The organism is Paraflavitalea soli (genome assembly GCF_003555545.1).
In the GTDB taxonomy this organism is placed as follows: Bacteria; Bacteroidota; Bacteroidia; order Chitinophagales; family Chitinophagaceae; genus Paraflavitalea; species Paraflavitalea soli.
Genome location: NZ_CP032157.1, coordinates 5257209 through 5272944 on the forward strand (window position 1 = coordinate 5257209; position 15736 = coordinate 5272944).

A 15736-nucleotide genomic window follows, 5' to 3' on the forward strand; every position below is an offset into this window, starting at 1 on the left:
GATCAACGGAAGATATCGAGCAGGCCATCGGGGAGGTCTACTTCTATTTGTTTTTTCTTTTTATCCATCTTCAGGAGGGTTTCCTGGTGAATGGGAATGAGGGCTTCCTTTCCGTCGAGGTCAATGCGGGCAAGCACCTGGTGGGGCTGTTCGATGACTTCGAGTATCTCTCCTATATCGGTGCCATTGTCGATGATGTGAAAGCCAAGCAGGGATATGGGGGCTGATTTACCGGCATACTGGTGAAATGCCTGTTCTTCGAGCCAGATCTGTTTTTGTGTGAGCTTTTGAGCGGCTTCTTTGGTGTTGATATTCTCCAGCTTCAGGAATATTTCCTGTTCGCTTTTGACGCGGGTGGCTTCTATGAAGTAAGGCAGCATTTCATCTTTCTTATCTTCAATAAAGATAGTTTCGAGGCCTTTGAGGGATGTTTTTTTGCCCAGTTCATGGCGCAATACCAATTCGCCTCCTACGCCGAAGGTGGCCACCAGTTTTCCGATGCTGTTGTACTTGGTCATATTATTTTTTTTGAGGCAAAGAGGCATCGAGGCAACAAGGCATCAACAAGCTCCTTTAGATCAGGGTGAGCCGCCCTTTGAGGGCGCCCCACCCTCAAGCCGCCTTCGACAGGCTCAGGCAGACATTCGTTATTATAAAAAATCCCGATGACAAAGATAATCATCGGGATTTAATGAGTTTGGCTTTAGCTATACTGCTGCTTAGGATGCTTCTCCCTCGCTTCTCCTTTTGATAGGAGCGCCAACACCACCACGGCGAACTCTTCTGTCTTTGGCATTTGCTTCCTGGCGTTTCTTAACATGAACCTCATGTTCTGAGTGCCATGTTTGGAACTTCACCATTGCAGCAGCCTCGTCGAACAGACCAAGTTTAACACCGCGTAATAAGTGCTTCAGATACAGTACTCCCTTGAACGACAAAATTCTGCGTACAGTGTCCGTAGGTTGAGCGCCTTTATGCAGCCAATCGAGGGCTTTCTGGCGGTCAAGCTGAATAGTAGCCGGAACTGTAAGCGGATTGTACGTACCTAATTTTTGGATGAATTTACCATCTCTGGGGGAGCGGGCGTCTGCCACTACGATGAAATAAAATGGTCTTTTCTTAGACCCGTGACGTTGCAGTCTGATTTTAACTGGCATTTTAAATAGAAATTTAAATGCGTGAACAAATAGGGTTACTTTCTACTTTTTCAAGGATTGCAAAGGTAGCAATCCGGTTGATTTTTCCAAATATAATAATTCGTTTGAAAACGCAGCCTACTTCTCAAAAAATTATAATTAAAAAAATATTAAGCCCTAAAACGGTGCTATTTTTTGAATTTCGGCAACATTTCCGGGTGTTACTATTTTCTGCCTAATCCCATCCGGCCCATGGGCATTTTGTTCATCATCTTCATCATTTCCTTCATTTGCTCAAACTGCTTGAGGAAGGCATTCAATTCGGTCAATTCCTTTCCTGCGCCCTTGGCAATCCGTGCTTTACGGCTGGCGGTGATCAGATCGGGGTTATTGCGTTCCTGGGGTGTCATAGAATTGATGAGGGCTTCGATGCCTTTGAAGGAATCGTCGCTTATGTCGATGTCTTTCACGGCTTTACCTACACCGGGTATCATTCCCAGGAGGTCCTTGATGTTACCCATCTTCTTGATCTGCTCCAGTTGCTGCTTAAAGTCCTCAAAATCAAACTGGTTCTTGCGTATCTTCTTTTCCAGCTTCTTGGCCTGGGCTTCATCGAACTGGGCCTGGGCTTTTTCCACGAGGGTAGTAATATCACCCATGCCGAGGATACGCTGGGCCATCCGCTCGGGGTAAAACACGTCCAGGGTGTCCATTTTCTCGCCACTGCTTACAAACTTGATGGGTTTGTTGACGGTGTATTTGATGGACAGAGCTGCCCCCCCACGGGTATCACCATCGAGCTTGGTAAGGACCACGCCCGAGAAATCGAGGCGGTCATTAAAGGCTTTGGCGGTGTTTACAGCATCCTGACCGGTCATGGAATCCACCACAAAGAGTATCTCATTGGGGGAAACAGCGGATTTGATATTGGCGACTTCGGTCATCATCGCTTCATCTACGGCCAGACGGCCGGCTGTATCGATGATGAGCACGTTCTTATTCTTGCTTCTGGCTTCTTTGATGGCGTTGGTAGCGATGGCTACGGCGTCTTTGTTTTCGGGCTCGCTGTACACATCTATGCCGATCTGCTCACCCAGTACCTTCAACTGGTCGATGGCGGCTGGGCGGTAAATATCTGCGGCAACCAGCAGGGGCGACAGGCCCTTCTTGGTTTTGAGAAAGTTGGCCAGTTTGCCGCTGAAGGTGGTTTTACCCGAACCCTGCAGGCCGGCGATGAGGATGATGGCGGGATTGCCCTTGGTATTGAAGGTGCTTTCTGTGCCGCCCATGAGGTCTACCAGCTCATCTTTTACGATCTTGACCATGAGTTGGCCGGGACTTACGGCGTTGATCACTTTCTGACCGAGGGCAGTTTCCCGAATCTTATCGGTAAATTCTTTGGCTATTTTATAGTTCACGTCGGCATCCACCAAAGCGCGGCGGATATCTTTGACGGTAGCAGCAATATTGAGTTCGGTAATCCTGCCTTCCCCTTTTATCTGCTTAAAGGCGGATTCGAGCTTCTCGGATAAACTTTCAAACATAAATGACTGATTTTACAATGCCCGGGCTGGCCGGGGGTATTACCAAAAAGTTCAAAGGTGAATGTATGGATACATTCACCTTTGAACGGACTGCAAATTTACAGTAAGATTAGCTTATAAAGTGTAAAGTTTTCTTTGGGTGGCCCTACATTTTTAAAGTTAAACACCTAAATATCCCCGTAATTCTCTGGAACGGGAGTTGGTGCGCAATTTAGTGATGGCTTTGTCCTTGATCTGGCGGACCCTTTCGCGGGTAAGGTTGAACTTATCCCCGATGTCTTCCAGGCTCATGGGATGGTCTACACCAATGCCAAAGAAATAACAGATCACCTCCTTTTGCCTTTCGGTAAGCATACGCATGGAGCGTTCGATCTCCTGTTTAAGGGATTCCTTATGCTCGATGTTGGCGTTGGCCATTTCGGCGTTGGGATTGGCCAGTACGTCTACCAGGGTGTTGTCTTCCCCTTCGGAGAGTGGCGTATCCATGCTTACGTGGCGGGCTGCAATGCCCAGTGTGGCAGAAACCTCCTCCGTTTCGAGTTCCAGCAATTCGGCCAGTTCTTCAGGTGAGGGTTCCCGTTCATACTCCTGTTCCAGCTGCGAGAAGGCTTTCTGGATCTTGTTGGTGAGCCCTACTTTGTTGAGTGGAAGGCGTACAATGCGGGATTGCTCGGCCAGGGCCTGCAAAATGCTTTGACGGATCCACCATACAGCGTAGGAAATGAATTTAAAACCGCGGGTTTCATCAAAGCGTTGTGCTGCTTTGATAAGCCCCAGATTGCCCTCATTGATGAGGTCTGGTAAGGAGAGACCCTGATTTTGGTACTGCTTGGCCACGGACACCACAAAACGCAAGTTTGCCTTGGTGAGTTTGTCAAGTGCCGGCTGATCGCCTTGTTTGATCTTTCGCGCCAATCTCACTTCTTCTTCAGGGCTGATCAGTTCAACTTTGCCAATTTCCTGCAGGTACTTTTCAAGGCTCTGAGATTCACGATTCGTGATCGATTTCGTGATCTTGAGTTGACGCATACTCATAGGTAGGTCATTTAAAGGGTTTTTAAGGTTTAAAGGCTACAAGTCAGACAGAAGAAAAACGTATAATGGACTGTTTTCTTATATCCGGACGACCAACTTATAAAAGTTCGTGTTCAGCAATTTAATGATTTCCGGCCCGGAAACCAAATATTTGTACTCTAAATTGCTGGTTGTCAGTAGCTTTAAAGTATTTCGGATTATATATGTCTTTCCCTACCTTTAACGGGAGTTGCAACAAAAAAATTTTGGGGGTTCCATTATTTTTCTATTATTGCGCATTGGTATTACAAAAAGATCAATACAAGGAGTAGATGAGTAAGAAACAACAATTTACGTTAGAGTATCCGTTAAGATGTTCTCCTTCCATTTTATATGAATTCCTTAGTACAGCTGCTGGTTTGCAGGAATGGTTTGCTGATAAAGTGGATGAGCGGGATAATGTTTTTAGTTTTTCCTGGAATGGGACAACAGATAGGGCTGAAGTATTAGAGACTGAGCAGGATAAATACATCCGGTTTCATTGGTTACACCAACCTACTGATGAATTTTTTGAGTTTCGCATTGAGAAATCAGAAGTTACTAATCAGACTATTTTGGTGATCCGTGATTTTGCAGAGAAAGGGGAAGTGAAAGATCAAAGCCAGTTATGGGCTTATCAGGTTAAGGACTTATTTCACCGCCTGGGCAATTAATGACCCAGCGCTTGCAATATCACCTGGTACAGGTGCAGTAATTTTCCGTGAGCCAGCTCCCACTGCTCCAACGGAATGTTAGCGGATAACTTACAGAAGTCACTACCCGATAGCCATTTTTCTATCGTGGGCTTATCTAATTGATGTAGCGGGACATAATTGTCTTCCCTAAAATGATGCTGCCATTCGTTATTCGCTATGCAAATGTAAAAGTCATGCTGTGTCAGCAGCGGAATGTTTTCTATTAGTACAGCGCTGTATTGTTGCTGATACGTTCCTTTCAAGTGGAGCGTAATACTGAAAAAATGCCCCCACCAGAAGAAGGTGCGGATGGCGCAGGTATCTTCTTTACCAAATACACGTGGAAAATCAAGGACGGCCCAGGGCAATCCTTCATATTTTTCTCCTTTGGATATTTTGGGAGCAGAAGTTGCAACGGCTACCGGTAAACACACCCTTAAATGATCAAGGGTGTGTTTTACAGGAGAGATCAGTTGCCCTAATAGGGCCACCACTTTTTCCATAATTGTATTCTTTGTTAAAAGCCAGTGAGCATTCTGTACCAGGGTTGATTCCTCTGTTGAAAGCTGTATTTTTGCCGCGTCCATAATGAAAATTATTTCGGATTTAGAATTTAGGGTTCCGGATTGCTGCAAGACAGGAGCGCAGATAAGCAGATACGAACTTTAATCCTAAATTCGGAATTCTACATACGAAATTAGCTATCGTGATCAAAAAACTGGATTTATTGGTATTGAAGGCCTTTATAGGCCCCTTCATTGCCACCTTTTTCCTCACGCTGTTTGTATTGATACTACAGTTCTTCTGGCTGTGGATCGATGATTTTGTGGGTAAGGGTATCGATGGGCTCACCATCCTGCGCCTGATCATTTACCTGAGTGCTACGCTGGTGCCGCTGGCACTGCCGCTGGCGGTATTACTTTCCTCTATCATGACCTTTGGCAACCTGGGTGAAACATTTGAACTGGTAGCCATTAAATCGGCCGGCATTGGCCTGTTGCGCTTTATGCGCTCCCTGCTGGTGACCACCATCCTCCTGGCGGGACTGGCTTTCTACTTCAACAACAACGTGATACCGATAGCCAACCTGAAGATGAAAACACTTCAGTATGACCTGGTGAATAAAAAGCCGGCCTTCGACCTGAAGGAAGGTACTTTCTACAACATGATCCCGGGGTATTCGATCAAGGTGGCCAAAAAGGTCAACGATTCGATCCTGAATGATATCATTATTTATGAAAGCAGCCCGAATGTGCAGGACAATATGATCGCCGCCAAACGGGGCATCATGCGCATGTCGGACGATAAACACTCGCTGGAGTTTACCCTGCAGAATGGCTGGCGCTATGAGGAAGAAGGAGAAAGGAATAGCACCAATAGCCGGTTTTACCGGCTGGGCTTTAAGGAATACAAGAAGGTGCTTGATCTCAGTTCACTAACGACGCTGAACTTTACTTCAGACAGTGTGTACAAAGACCGGGCAGAGATGCTGAGTATCGGGCAACTGAATAAGTCGATCGATTCCCTGCGCAGGACACTGAATCAGTTTCACCAGCGGCATAAGGCGGAATTAAAGTCTTACCTGCCTTTCATGCAATACATAGATAGCGGCTGGACGAAGGTTGCTATACCTGATGTGAAAAAAGATACGATTCTCAAAAAGGATACGCTGGTAAAAAAGGATACGGTAGCGAAGAAGGATGCCGTGGTGAAAAAGGACACAGGGGTAAAAAAGGATTCGGCGACGATCAGGGAACGGTTGTTGAAAAGGAATGCGCTTATAAAAAAGATGGCGGCGGCAAGAAAGGATACGGCTGCCAGGCAGGATACGGTGGCGAAAAAGGATACGACGGTACAGAAAGATACAGCAGTGAAAAAGGACGCACCCGTGAAAAAGCTTACGGCAGCCCAACAGGATTCGGTAGCTAAAAGGAATGCAGCAGCGCAGGCAGATATGGCTTTCCGGAAAATGCTGCCAGACAGCGCCCGCTCAAGTGTACTGGACCAAAGTATTTCCTTTGCCAATTCGATTAAGTCTACGATGGAAGGCGCTTCTGCTGAATATGAGAACAGGCGTAAAGAACTACGGGTGCACCTGATGACCTGGCACGAAAAGTTTACGATGTCGATCGCTGTACTGGTATTGTTCCTGATAGGGGCTCCGCTGGGTTCTATTGTGCGCAAAGGAGGTATCGGTACGCCTGTTGTATTTGCGGTGGCCTTTTTCGTGATCTTCTTCCTGCTGAATAACTTCGGAAGGAAGTTTGTGAAGGAGGATGTACTGCAACCCTTTGCGGGGATGTGGCTGGCTACGATCGTGCTGCTGCCTATTGGCTTTTTCCTGATCTATAAAGCACTACACGACTCCCAGTTGTTTAACAAGGAATTCTATTCCCGCATCATACGGATGTTCCGCAAAAAGAATAGTCGCAAAGCTACAGACAAACTAACCTCTGAACAGGTAGAAGTGACAGAAGAAGAAGTAATAGCTGCGATGAAAGACGAGACGGAGAAGCATTAAAAGCAGCACTACCAGTTTTACGCAGTTACCTAATTTCTGTCTTCATTGGCGGAGGAAGATTGATAAGGTTGTTCTGTATATCCTTTGGAAGGCACTTTCAGGATTCCCTGGTCGATCTGTTTTTTGCTTACAGCAGTAGCTGTGTAGGTTATCTTTCCCTTTTTGTATTCATAGGTATACTTTAATACGAGGCCGGGAATACAGGAGAAAACGGGCTCTACAGCCGCGAGTTCCGAACGCTGGATCTGCTTCGTATAAAATGCGGTAATATTTCTGCCATCTGCCAGGGTAATAATGGCCTTATTACAAGGATAACCCGAAATGACGGCGGTATCATCCAGCAGGCGGCAGGTAGCCTGGTCATATTTCGCGTTGTATTGCTTCCACTGTGTGGCGGTTAAATATACCTTGTTTTTGTTCTTACCTGATTCTTTTACAATGACAGCTGTGCGTTCTTCATTGCCGGGAGGTAAAATAAAAATGCTTTGCATCCGCATCAGGCTTACCAGGCGCAACCTTGCGAGGCCATTGCTCACAAAGATGGTCTTGGTGCCACCATTATAGGTCTCTCCTATTCCGATGCTTTTCTTTCTTGCTTTCGTTAATTCAATGGTATAGGTGATCGTCAGGTCATCACCAGCCTTATGGCCGGCGGGGGACGATGGAGCAGGGGTTGAACCAGGCACTTGCTTGAAGGACAAACTTCCTACGGCAACCACCACAATACAAACAAACCGGATTAGTGACATGATCTAAAATTAAGCAGTGACAAACACTTGCATCAATGAACTATTATTTAAAAATGAATTCGGCGAGATCGATAGGGTCCAGTGGATTATGGATACGTTTATGGTCAAACCAGGTCTCATCGGCCAGCTTCCATTGTTCCAGTTTTTGCTTCTCCTTCCTGGCCCTCCTGGTTGGTGTACCTCTGGATCTGCGCTGGTACATCCTTTTCAGGCTGCTCATCATATTTTCGGAGATGGTGAAATAGCTGTATTGATCCAGCCTGATCATCATTTCACTGTCCTCTTCCTCTGTTAAAAAAGCAGGCAATTGCTCATACTGATAACTGGCAAATGTGACTATAAAGTCATTGTCCACCATTGTCATGCCAGCCCCTCCGGCAGTAAACCTGTTGTTCTTAAAATAGTTCTCGGTTTTTACATTATCATATTCCCGGTACCGGGCGATGGCTGTGACCCCAGGCGCAGGTGATGATGGATGAACTGCTGCGGTTTCCGGTAAGGCAGCCGGGATGGTGGTTTGGACCAACTCAGGGGATGGATGGGCAGGCGGCCGGTGATTGAAACGGTATATACCCCACCCTGCTATCACCAGGAGCAGTACGGCAGCGATGGCGCCGTAACGTAGGTACAGCTTTCTGATGGGTGCGATGGAAGGGGGTGTTTTGCCTTCGCGGGGAGCGGCCTCCCGGAGTATGCGGTCAAATGCGCCCGCGGGTGGTGCAACAACCATTTCCTGTAAAGCAGCAAACAGAGGGTTTTCTTTAACGGCATTGGCGATGGCCACGGACATAAAAGGAGGTGGCGATACTTCCAGCTCCTGCAGGTTCTGCCAGGCGCCCAGCCACTGCTGGTCATCTGACCCGGCCTCCAACCTGGCCAGCAGGTTGTGGAATGCCTCCGGCGGAGGTTGTACCTCGTATTCCCGTAGCTTACTCAGTATGTCAGATCTGTTCGCCATGGGCTTCTTTAAATTGTTTTTGGAGGTACACCCTTGCCCTGAACAACTGTGACCGGCTGCCTTCTTCCGAAATATTCAGCAGTTCACCTATTTCTTTATGGTTATACCCTTCTACCAGGTATAGGTTGATAACGGTACGGTAGCCATCGGGCATAGCGCTGATGGTCTTCATCAGGTCATCATTGGTCAGCTTATCGTACCCATTCAATCCATCAGCTGCAATGTCCATATCATCGCTGATCACTGTAAAAACGGCCTTCTTTTTCTTGATGAAATCAATACAGGTTCCCACAAAGATCCTGCGTGCCCACCCCTCGAAGGAACCCTCACCCCTGAAACCGGAAAGGTGCCTGTAAAGTTTTACAAAACCCTCCTGGAAACAGTCGTTGGCATCATTGGAATTTCCGGCATAGCGCAGACATAAGCTATACATCCTGCCTGCTATAAGGTCATAGAGTTGTTGAAAGGCCCTGTTATCACCATTAGCAGCCTTTTGAGTCAAGACCTCAAAAAGAGGAGGGGCGTTGCGTAGAGGTTCCATCGGACAAATATCTGATTTTTCCGATTACCCCGGCCTTCCATTACGTTAACACCCACTTGCCCTGGCCAGAAAAAAAGTTTGATTTTTTTTGGGATCGACGAAACGCCCGGGATCAATTACGGGTCTAAGAGATAGAAACGACATTGTTAACAGGTTATAGCTTGTTGATCAAACTCTTGCACATCAGTGCTTACCTCTTTTTTTCCTGTGGAGTCAGTTAGTGTTGAGCAGCGGTCGGATGCTGTTTGCATCCGGGCAGGCAAAATGTGTGTTGCCCGGATACAAAAACGCTTACAATGATACAGGTGGTGGTTTTTCAGTAAATGTTTAGTTCACCCGAGTGAATCCCATGCCGGCGAGGTAGGGGGAGTGGTTTTTTCCTGCCCCCGGCATTTTCACTCTTGTTACATTAATTATTGCACCCTTCACTATCCTCGTTGCTCAAGCATGTGTTTCGGAGCACGGGGCATGTCCGTACCCAATCTTTCCCTTGTCATTATTGCCAGCACGCACCAGGCATGTGTGCTGGCAGTGGTGACTGTTTATATCCTGTATGCCCCCTATTAAAACAAATTATGAGTACGAAACTGAGTGGTATGGACCACGCTGATTTTGAAGATGAATTGACGCTGCTGGAAGGACTGAAGAATAAAAATATTAAAGCTTTCGCTGCCCTCTACAAAGAATACTCGGAAGACCTGTTGTTATTTGCTTACACGTTAACGGGCGATCCTGCCCTTTGCCACGAGGTGGTAGACGGTCTATTTATTGAGTTATGGGAAAAAGGGGATTTTACGCAAATAACGCCTCCCATCCATCATTTCCTGTATTCGGAATTGCGGATCAAATGCAAAAAGTAACAAACCGGCTGTACTACATGATAATGTAGTGGGCGCTTTTGTTTTGTTGTCTTACTTTTAATTTGCTAATGGCGGTAAAGATCCTATTATACGACGACAATGAAGCACTGCGGCAAAGCATGGAAACCTTGTTGGGAGAAGAGCCTGACCTGGAATTCATAGCGGGCATCCCCAATGCGGAAACGGTGGAAACGGATGTCCGGGAACTGAAACCTGAGGTAGTGCTGATGGACATCGACATGCCGGGGGTGAATGGGGTGGAAGCGGTGCGGCGGATCCGCCGGATCGATGCACAGCTTCCGATCATTATGCTGACTGTTTTTGATGACAACGAAAACATCTTCCGCGCCATTTGTGCGGGGGCCAGTGGTTATATCTTAAAGCGCTATGCTTCTATAGAAGTTCCTTCAGCTATCCGTAATGTACTGACAGGTGGTGCGCCTATGACTGGTTCGGTGGCGCGTAAGGTATTGCTGATGATACCGCCCGCGCACAACAGTGACCAGGAGAAAACGGACCTTTCGGAAAAAGAGATCAGCATACTTCAATTACTGGTGCAGGGGTTCAGTTATAAAATGATCGCCGCCCAACTCAAGATCAGTCACGATACGGTTCGCTTCTATATAAAGAAGATCTACGACAAGCTGCACGTACATTCAGCTACAGAAGCGGTTTCGAAAGCCATTAAGGATGGCCTGGTCTGATGTTTTACTACATGATCATGTAGTAAATTCTTCTTTTCGGCAGAGTAGTTTTGGGTAAAATAGTAACTGCAATGAAACAACTACTCACCTTCCTCCTCCTGTTATCATCCCTGATCAGCAAAAGCCAGAATGTAGGCATCGGTATTCCCAATCCACTTTACAAACTGGATGTATGGAGCCCTGAATCTTTTGTAGCGCGTTTTAACGGCGCTGCCAATATGTACCTGGCTATCTATGAGACGAATGTTTACCGGGGTTATATTGGTTCTTTTGCCGGCAGTCCAGAAGATGTGGATTTTGGAACAGGCTTCGGCAATGCCACCGGCAAAGTGCATCTAACCATCCAGGGAACGCCGATGCTTACGGTAAACAGCACAGGGAGTATAGATATTACCAATGAGTTGACCCGCACAAGCAAGACAGGCACAGCCAACCTGCTGCCAATTGCCTATGGCAATGTAAGTTCAACGGGCTTCGCAAACACTGGCAGTGGCAATTTCACGGTATCGCATACTTCAACAGGCTTTTACGAGATCACCATTACGGGTGAAAATTACCAGTTTCAGCAATACATCACGGTGGTGACGCCCATTGGCACCATCGCTCCCATCATTGCAGCTACGGGCAGCGGCGCAGGAAAGCTGCAGGTGAGCACGTATAACATTACCGGTGCAGATACGGATAGCAACTTCCACTTTGTAGTGTATAAACCATAAGTGTGAGTGGCGAGTAGAGCGTGTGTTACTCCTGGCATTTGAATCATCAGACTTTCAAGAATATATTATGAGTAAGCAAACCTTCATTACTGGCATCCTTGTAATTGGCATGCTGAAAGGCTATACGCAGATAACGGTCCAGTCTGGCGCTGCGGTGTATATTCAGGCTGGCGCCAATGTTACTATAGAAGGGGATATCCTGCTAGGCGATGGCAGCAACCTGGTGAATGATGGAACGATACGGATTGGCAATAGCAGCGGGATTGGCTCAGCCTTTACGGATAACACGGTTACGGGTTATCTGTATGGTAATGGCAGCTTTATTTTTAACAGTACGAGCAATCAATCGCTCAGCAGCTCCAATGCCTTTGGACGTATTGATGTGGACGGCAGCAGTCTTATGCTTGGCAGCAATATCATTTCCAATAAATGGTATCTGATAAAGGGTATTATACATACGGGCTCTTTTATGGCGGTGACGCCGGCCAACGCTCAACTGGCGATAGAGGCGGATGCCAGTAATCCCAATTTCAGCAATGGCTGGTTCAACGGCACCTTACGGCGTACGGTAAGCCCTGCTACGGTCAACAGTTATGTTTTCCCGGTAGGCAATACGACTCAACCGCATCTGGCAGTATTGAGCAATCTAACGGCTAATGCACTGAACAATGTAACCTATATCGATGCTTCCTTTGGGCCCAAAGCCGGAACGGATGCCGGCCTGCTGGTTACAGAGCAGGGATCGGCCTACGTAAGCATCCACAATGGCGGCGTCTGGCACCTTACGCCCAATGCTGCTCCTTCTGCAGGCAAGTACAACCTTACCTTATACCTGAATGGATTTGCGAGCCTGGCAGACAACCAGTTTACGATCCTGCGCAGGCCGGAAGGATCTACGAACGGAGCGGACTGGTCGGTACCGGCAGGCAGTACGGTCAATGCCAATGGAGGAGCTGGCCGCTTAGCGGCACAAGGCTATGCTATCCGGAATAACCTGGGGGGCTTCAGTGAATTTGGTATCGGTCTATTATCTACGGCATTGCCGGTACGCCTCACCAATTTCAATGTAAGGCGTCTGACGATCAGTAATGTGCAGGTGAGCTGGCAAACACAAACGGAACAAAACAATAAAGGGTTTGATATCGAGCGCAGGCTGGACAATGAAACGAATTTTGTTTCAAAAGGATTTGTGGCTTCGCAGGCATCCAATGGCAATAGTACGGTGGCGCTTGATTATTCGTTTGCAGATGGCAATGCTTATAAAGGGGTAAGCTATTACCGCCTGCGGCAGGTTGACCTGGACGACAGGGCCTATTATTCGCTGATAAAGGCCGTGCGGGGTGAAACGAGTGTCAATGTGCTCATCTGGCCCAATCCGAATGAAGGGCAATTCAGCATACGGCTGGAAGGGGTAGATGGCCAGAAAGAAGCGCAGATCATGGACCTCCATGGCAAGCTTGTTCAAAAAATAAGGATCAAAGGCACGCAACAGGTAAACATACGCCAGTTACAATCCGGCACTTATATACTCTCTATTCCCGACGCATTTGGACCCGGCGCTCATTTTAAGGAAAAAGTAATGGTGGTACGGTAGCTGGCGCTAAGGAATAAATTACTTTTGCGCAAACCGGTTGATTTGGAAACAGGCAGGGAAAATCTTCGTATACAGAAATGGGTGGTAGCAATAGGGGTATGCCTGTTCCTCATTAAGATCGTAGCTTATTTTTTAACCCGCTCGGTAGCCATCCTTACGGATGCGTTGGAAAGCACGGTCAATGTAACAGCAGGCTTTATTGGCCTGTACAGCTTGTTTGTGGCAGCGAAGCCACGGGATGAAAATCACCCTTATGGTCATGGTAAAGCGGAATTTCTTTCTGCCGCTGTAGAAGGGACACTGATCGGCGTAGCCGGGGTCATCATCATCTATGAAGCAGTAGACAACCTGCTGCATCCACAACCGCTTCAAAAACTGGATTACGGTATTATCCTGGTAGCTCTTACGGCGCTCATCAACTTTGTGATGGGATATATCTGCATTCAAAAAGGAAAGAAAAACAACTCGCTGGCGTTGATTGCCAGCGGCAAACACCTGCAGTCGGACACCTACTCTACCATCGGCATCATTGCGGGCCTGGCCCTAATCTATTTTACGGATATACCCTGGCTGGATGGGGCCGTAGCCTTGCTATTTGCCGGTATACTGATCTTTACGGGCTACCGCATCCTGCGAAGCTCGATAGCGGGTATTATGGATGAAGCAGATAAGGAACTGCTGTTAAAAATGGTAGAAGTGCTGAACAAGAACCGGCGTGAAAATTGGATAGACCTGCACAACCTGCGGGTGATCAAATATGGCGGGCAGCTGCACGTGGATTGTCACCTTACGGTACCCTGGTATTTTAATGTGCATGAGGCGCACCGGGAAATCGATGAACTGTCCGACCTCATCAGGCGGGAGTTTGGCGATACGCTGGAGCTATTTGTGCATTCGGATGGCTGTCTTGATTTCTCCTGCAGCATTTGTACCAAAAAAGATTGTACGGTGCGTAAGAAGCCCTTCGAAAGGCAATTGCCCTGGACGCTGGAGAATCTTCCACTCAATAAGAAACACCAATTGGCTACTGATCAATAAAAAGCCTGATAAGTGAGGCCCCGACAAGCTCCTTTAGATCAGGGTGAGCCGCCCTTTGAGGGCGACCCACCCTTCGACAAGCTTAGCCTGACAAAGGGGCAAAACCAGTTCGGGAAAACAGCCTATATTCGCTTCCCGATCATCTATTGTAATACTTATTAAATCTGTCAATATGCAAGCCTGGAAAGAATATCAGGAAAAGAATAAGGACCGCTTTTTGAATGAGTTGCTGGACTTGTTGCGCATTCCTTCGATCAGTTCGAATAGTGCGAATAAGGAGGATATGAAAAGGTGTGCAGCAGCGGTAAAACAAAGTTTACTGAATGCCGGCGCTGCTACTGCCACAGTGTATGAAACGGATGGTCACCCGGTGGTATATGCAGAAAAGATCGTGGATGCTTCGAAACCAACGGTGCTGGTGTATGGGCATTATGATGTACAGCCGCCTGATCCGTTGAACTTATGGCATAGCGGCCCTTTTGAGCCGGTGATCAAAGATGGGCGTATTTATGCACGGGGATCGGCAGATGACAAAGGACAGTTCTATATGCATGTGAAAGCGCTGGAATTAATGACGAACACGAATTCGCAGCCTACGAATATTAAATTCCTGATAGAAGGAGAAGAAGAAGTAGGATCACCCAACCTAGGCAAGTTTGTAGCCGCCCATAAAGACCTGCTGAAATGTGATGTGATCCTGATCAGTGATACGGCTATGATCAGTATGGAAAACCCATCGATGGATATTGGGGTACGGGGACTGGCTTATATCCAGGTGGAAGTGACCGGGGCCAACCGTGATCTGCACAGTGGTGTATATGGTGGTGCGGTAGCCAATCCGATCACGATACTGGCCAAGATGATCGCTTCCTGCCATGATGAGAACAATCATATTACGATTCCCGGATTTTACAATGATGTGGTAGAAGCGGGACAGGAAGAACGCAACCTGATGGCGCAGGCACCTTTCGATGAAGCGGAGTACAAAAAAGACCTGGGTGTACAAGAACTGTGGGGAGAAAAAGGATTTACCACGAATGAACGCACGGGCATTCGTCCTACGCTTGAACTGAATGGCATCTGGGGGGGCTTTACGGGTGAAGGCGCCAAGACGGTATTGCCTTCCAAAGCTTTTGCCAAGATATCGGCCAGGCTGGTTCCCAACCAGTCATCAGACAACATCACGGAGATGCTGTTGAATTATTTCCGCAAGATAGCACCGGCCTCTGTGACTGTACACGCGGAGAACCTGCACGGCGGTGAAGCCTATATGACACCGATCGATTCACTGGCTTACCAGGCAGCGGCCAAAGCGATTGAAACTACGTTTGGAAAGAAACCGATTCCGGTACGCGGCGGCGGCAGCATTCCTATCTGCTCGATCCTGGAGCGTGAACTGGGTGTAAAGATCGTGTTCATGGGCTTTGGGCTGGATAGTGATAACCTGCACTCTCCCAATGAGAAATTTGACCTGGTGAACTTTTATAAGGGTATCGAAACGATCCCTTATTTCCATCAATATTTTGCAGCAATCAACAAGGGGTAAGAAGGCATAGAGGCAGCGAGGGCCTTCGACAGGTTCCTTTAGATCAGGGTGAGCCGCCCCGGGAGGGCGACCCACCCTTTA

The 15736-nt window shown here is 47.5% G+C and carries 16 protein-coding genes; 8 read left to right on the forward strand and 8 right to left on the reverse strand.

Annotation, left to right across the window (positions count from 1 at the left end; genetic code table 11):
• Nucleotides 1-2 precede the first annotated feature (2 nt).
• The 4 genes from rimM to D3H65_RS19635 all read right to left on the reverse strand — a co-directional run bounded on the left by rimM (nt 3) and on the right by D3H65_RS19635 (nt 3715).
• Nucleotides 3-518 carry a ribosome maturation factor RimM gene (gene rimM, locus D3H65_RS19620; protein ID WP_119051936.1) on the reverse strand — a complete coding sequence of 172 codons (516 nt, stop codon included), beginning with the start codon at nt 516-518 and terminating at the stop codon, nt 3-5.
• A 201-nt stretch (nt 519-719) separates the two neighbouring features.
• Entirely contained in the window at nt 720-1157 is a 438-nt protein-coding gene (gene rpsP, locus D3H65_RS33490) for a 30S ribosomal protein S16 (RefSeq protein WP_119051937.1), read from the reverse strand.
• 203 nt (nt 1158-1360) lie between these two features.
• The gene (gene ffh / locus D3H65_RS19630; protein ID WP_119051938.1) at nt 1361-2680 is read right to left on the reverse strand and encodes a signal recognition particle protein; all 1320 of its coding nucleotides are present in this window, start codon (nt 2678-2680) and stop codon (nt 1361-1363) included.
• Nucleotides 2681-2839: 159 nt separating this feature from the next.
• The gene (locus D3H65_RS19635; protein ID WP_211345519.1) at nt 2840-3715 is read right to left on the reverse strand and encodes a sigma-70 family RNA polymerase sigma factor; all 876 of its coding nucleotides are present in this window, start codon (nt 3713-3715) and stop codon (nt 2840-2842) included.
• Nucleotides 3716-4026: 311 nt separating this feature from the next.
• Here D3H65_RS19635 and D3H65_RS19640 point away from each other — a divergent pair, with 311 nt between their 5' ends.
• Complete coding sequence (locus D3H65_RS19640) at nt 4027-4407, forward strand: START-like domain-containing protein (RefSeq protein WP_119051939.1); 381 nt, start codon at nt 4027-4029, stop codon at nt 4405-4407.
• Here the strand turns inward: D3H65_RS19640 and D3H65_RS19645 are convergent.
• Nucleotides 4404-5063: a hypothetical protein gene (locus D3H65_RS19645; protein WP_162915729.1), complete on the reverse strand. Its 660-nt coding sequence runs from the start codon at nt 5061-5063 to the stop codon at nt 4404-4406. The genes D3H65_RS19640 and D3H65_RS19645 overlap by 4 nt on opposite strands.
• Nucleotides 5064-5134: 71 nt before the next feature.
• On the opposite strand from D3H65_RS19645, the gene D3H65_RS19650 reads away from it, so the two are divergent.
• On the forward strand, nt 5135-6949 hold the full coding sequence (locus D3H65_RS19650) for an LptF/LptG family permease (RefSeq protein WP_119051941.1): 1815 nt from the start codon (nt 5135-5137) through the stop codon (nt 6947-6949).
• Between the two features lie 29 nt (nt 6950-6978).
• Here the strand turns inward: D3H65_RS19650 and D3H65_RS19655 are convergent, their stop codons facing one another.
• Genes D3H65_RS19655 through D3H65_RS19665 form a run of 3 tightly spaced genes read right to left on the reverse strand, consistent with a single transcriptional unit; the run spans nt 6979 to nt 9197 of the window.
• A complete protein-coding gene (locus D3H65_RS19655) occupies nt 6979-7698 on the reverse strand; it encodes a hypothetical protein (RefSeq protein ID WP_119051942.1) in 720 nt (239 codons plus the stop codon).
• A 43-nt stretch (nt 7699-7741) separates the two neighbouring features.
• The gene (locus D3H65_RS19660) at nt 7742-8656 is read right to left on the reverse strand and encodes a hypothetical protein (protein WP_119051943.1); all 915 of its coding nucleotides are present in this window, start codon (nt 8654-8656) and stop codon (nt 7742-7744) included.
• Nucleotides 8640-9197: an RNA polymerase sigma factor gene (locus D3H65_RS19665; protein WP_119051944.1), complete on the reverse strand. Its 558-nt coding sequence runs from the start codon at nt 9195-9197 to the stop codon at nt 8640-8642. Before D3H65_RS19665 ends, D3H65_RS19660 begins: the two co-directional genes overlap by 17 nt.
• Nucleotides 9198-9772: 575 nt before the next feature.
• Between D3H65_RS19665 and D3H65_RS19670 the strand changes: the two genes are divergently transcribed.
• The 6 genes from D3H65_RS19670 to D3H65_RS19695 all read left to right on the forward strand — a co-directional run bounded on the left by D3H65_RS19670 (nt 9773) and on the right by D3H65_RS19695 (nt 15655).
• Nucleotides 9773-10057 carry a sigma-70 family RNA polymerase sigma factor gene (locus D3H65_RS19670; protein WP_119051945.1) on the forward strand — a complete coding sequence of 95 codons (285 nt, stop codon included), beginning with the start codon at nt 9773-9775 and terminating at the stop codon, nt 10055-10057.
• Between the two features lie 68 nt (nt 10058-10125).
• Nucleotides 10126-10761: a response regulator transcription factor gene (locus tag D3H65_RS19675; protein ID WP_119051946.1), complete on the forward strand. Its 636-nt coding sequence runs from the start codon at nt 10126-10128 to the stop codon at nt 10759-10761.
• Nucleotides 10762-10832: 71 nt separating this feature from the next.
• Complete coding sequence (locus tag D3H65_RS19680) at nt 10833-11477, forward strand: hypothetical protein (RefSeq protein ID WP_119051947.1); 645 nt, start codon at nt 10833-10835, stop codon at nt 11475-11477.
• 67 nt (nt 11478-11544) lie between these two features.
• Complete coding sequence (locus tag D3H65_RS19685) at nt 11545-13071, forward strand: T9SS type A sorting domain-containing protein (RefSeq protein WP_119051948.1); 1527 nt, start codon at nt 11545-11547, stop codon at nt 13069-13071.
• 42 nt (nt 13072-13113) lie between these two features.
• Nucleotides 13114-14109, forward strand: coding sequence for a cation diffusion facilitator family transporter (locus D3H65_RS19690; RefSeq protein ID WP_119054580.1), 996 nt, complete (start codon nt 13114-13116; stop codon nt 14107-14109).
• A 172-nt stretch (nt 14110-14281) separates the two neighbouring features.
• Nucleotides 14282-15655, forward strand: coding sequence for a dipeptidase (locus D3H65_RS19695; protein ID WP_119051949.1), 1374 nt, complete (start codon nt 14282-14284; stop codon nt 15653-15655).
• Nucleotides 15656-15736: the final 81 nt, after the last annotated feature.

Bases quoted from the DNA above. Each gene is read 5' to 3' on its own strand.
- rimM (WP_119051936.1), bottom strand. From the start codon at position 518: ATGACCAAGTACAACAGCATCGGAAAACTGGTGGCCACCTTCGGCGTA.
- rpsP (WP_119051937.1), bottom strand. From the start codon at position 1,157: ATGCCAGTTAAAATCAGACTGCAACGTCACGGGTCTAAGAAAAGACCA.
- ffh (WP_119051938.1), bottom strand. From the start codon at position 2,680: ATGTTTGAAAGTTTATCCGAGAAGCTCGAATCCGCCTTTAAGCAGATA.
- D3H65_RS19635 (WP_211345519.1), bottom strand. From the start codon at position 3,715: ATGAGTATGCGTCAACTCAAGATCACGAAATCGATCACGAATCGTGAA.
- D3H65_RS19640 (WP_119051939.1), top strand. From the start codon at position 4,027: ATGAGTAAGAAACAACAATTTACGTTAGAGTATCCGTTAAGATGTTCT.
- D3H65_RS19655 (WP_119051942.1), bottom strand. From the start codon at position 7,698: ATGTCACTAATCCGGTTTGTTTGTATTGTGGTGGTTGCCGTAGGAAGT.
- D3H65_RS19660 (WP_119051943.1), bottom strand. From the start codon at position 8,656: ATGGCGAACAGATCTGACATACTGAGTAAGCTACGGGAATACGAGGTA.
- D3H65_RS19665 (WP_119051944.1), bottom strand. From the start codon at position 9,197: ATGGAACCTCTACGCAACGCCCCTCCTCTTTTTGAGGTCTTGACTCAA.
- D3H65_RS19670 (WP_119051945.1), top strand. From the start codon at position 9,773: ATGAGTACGAAACTGAGTGGTATGGACCACGCTGATTTTGAAGATGAA.
- D3H65_RS19675 (WP_119051946.1), top strand. From the start codon at position 10,126: ATGGCGGTAAAGATCCTATTATACGACGACAATGAAGCACTGCGGCAA.
- D3H65_RS19680 (WP_119051947.1), top strand. From the start codon at position 10,833: ATGAAACAACTACTCACCTTCCTCCTCCTGTTATCATCCCTGATCAGC.
- D3H65_RS19685 (WP_119051948.1), top strand. From the start codon at position 11,545: ATGAGTAAGCAAACCTTCATTACTGGCATCCTTGTAATTGGCATGCTG.
- D3H65_RS19695 (WP_119051949.1), top strand. From the start codon at position 14,282: ATGCAAGCCTGGAAAGAATATCAGGAAAAGAATAAGGACCGCTTTTTG.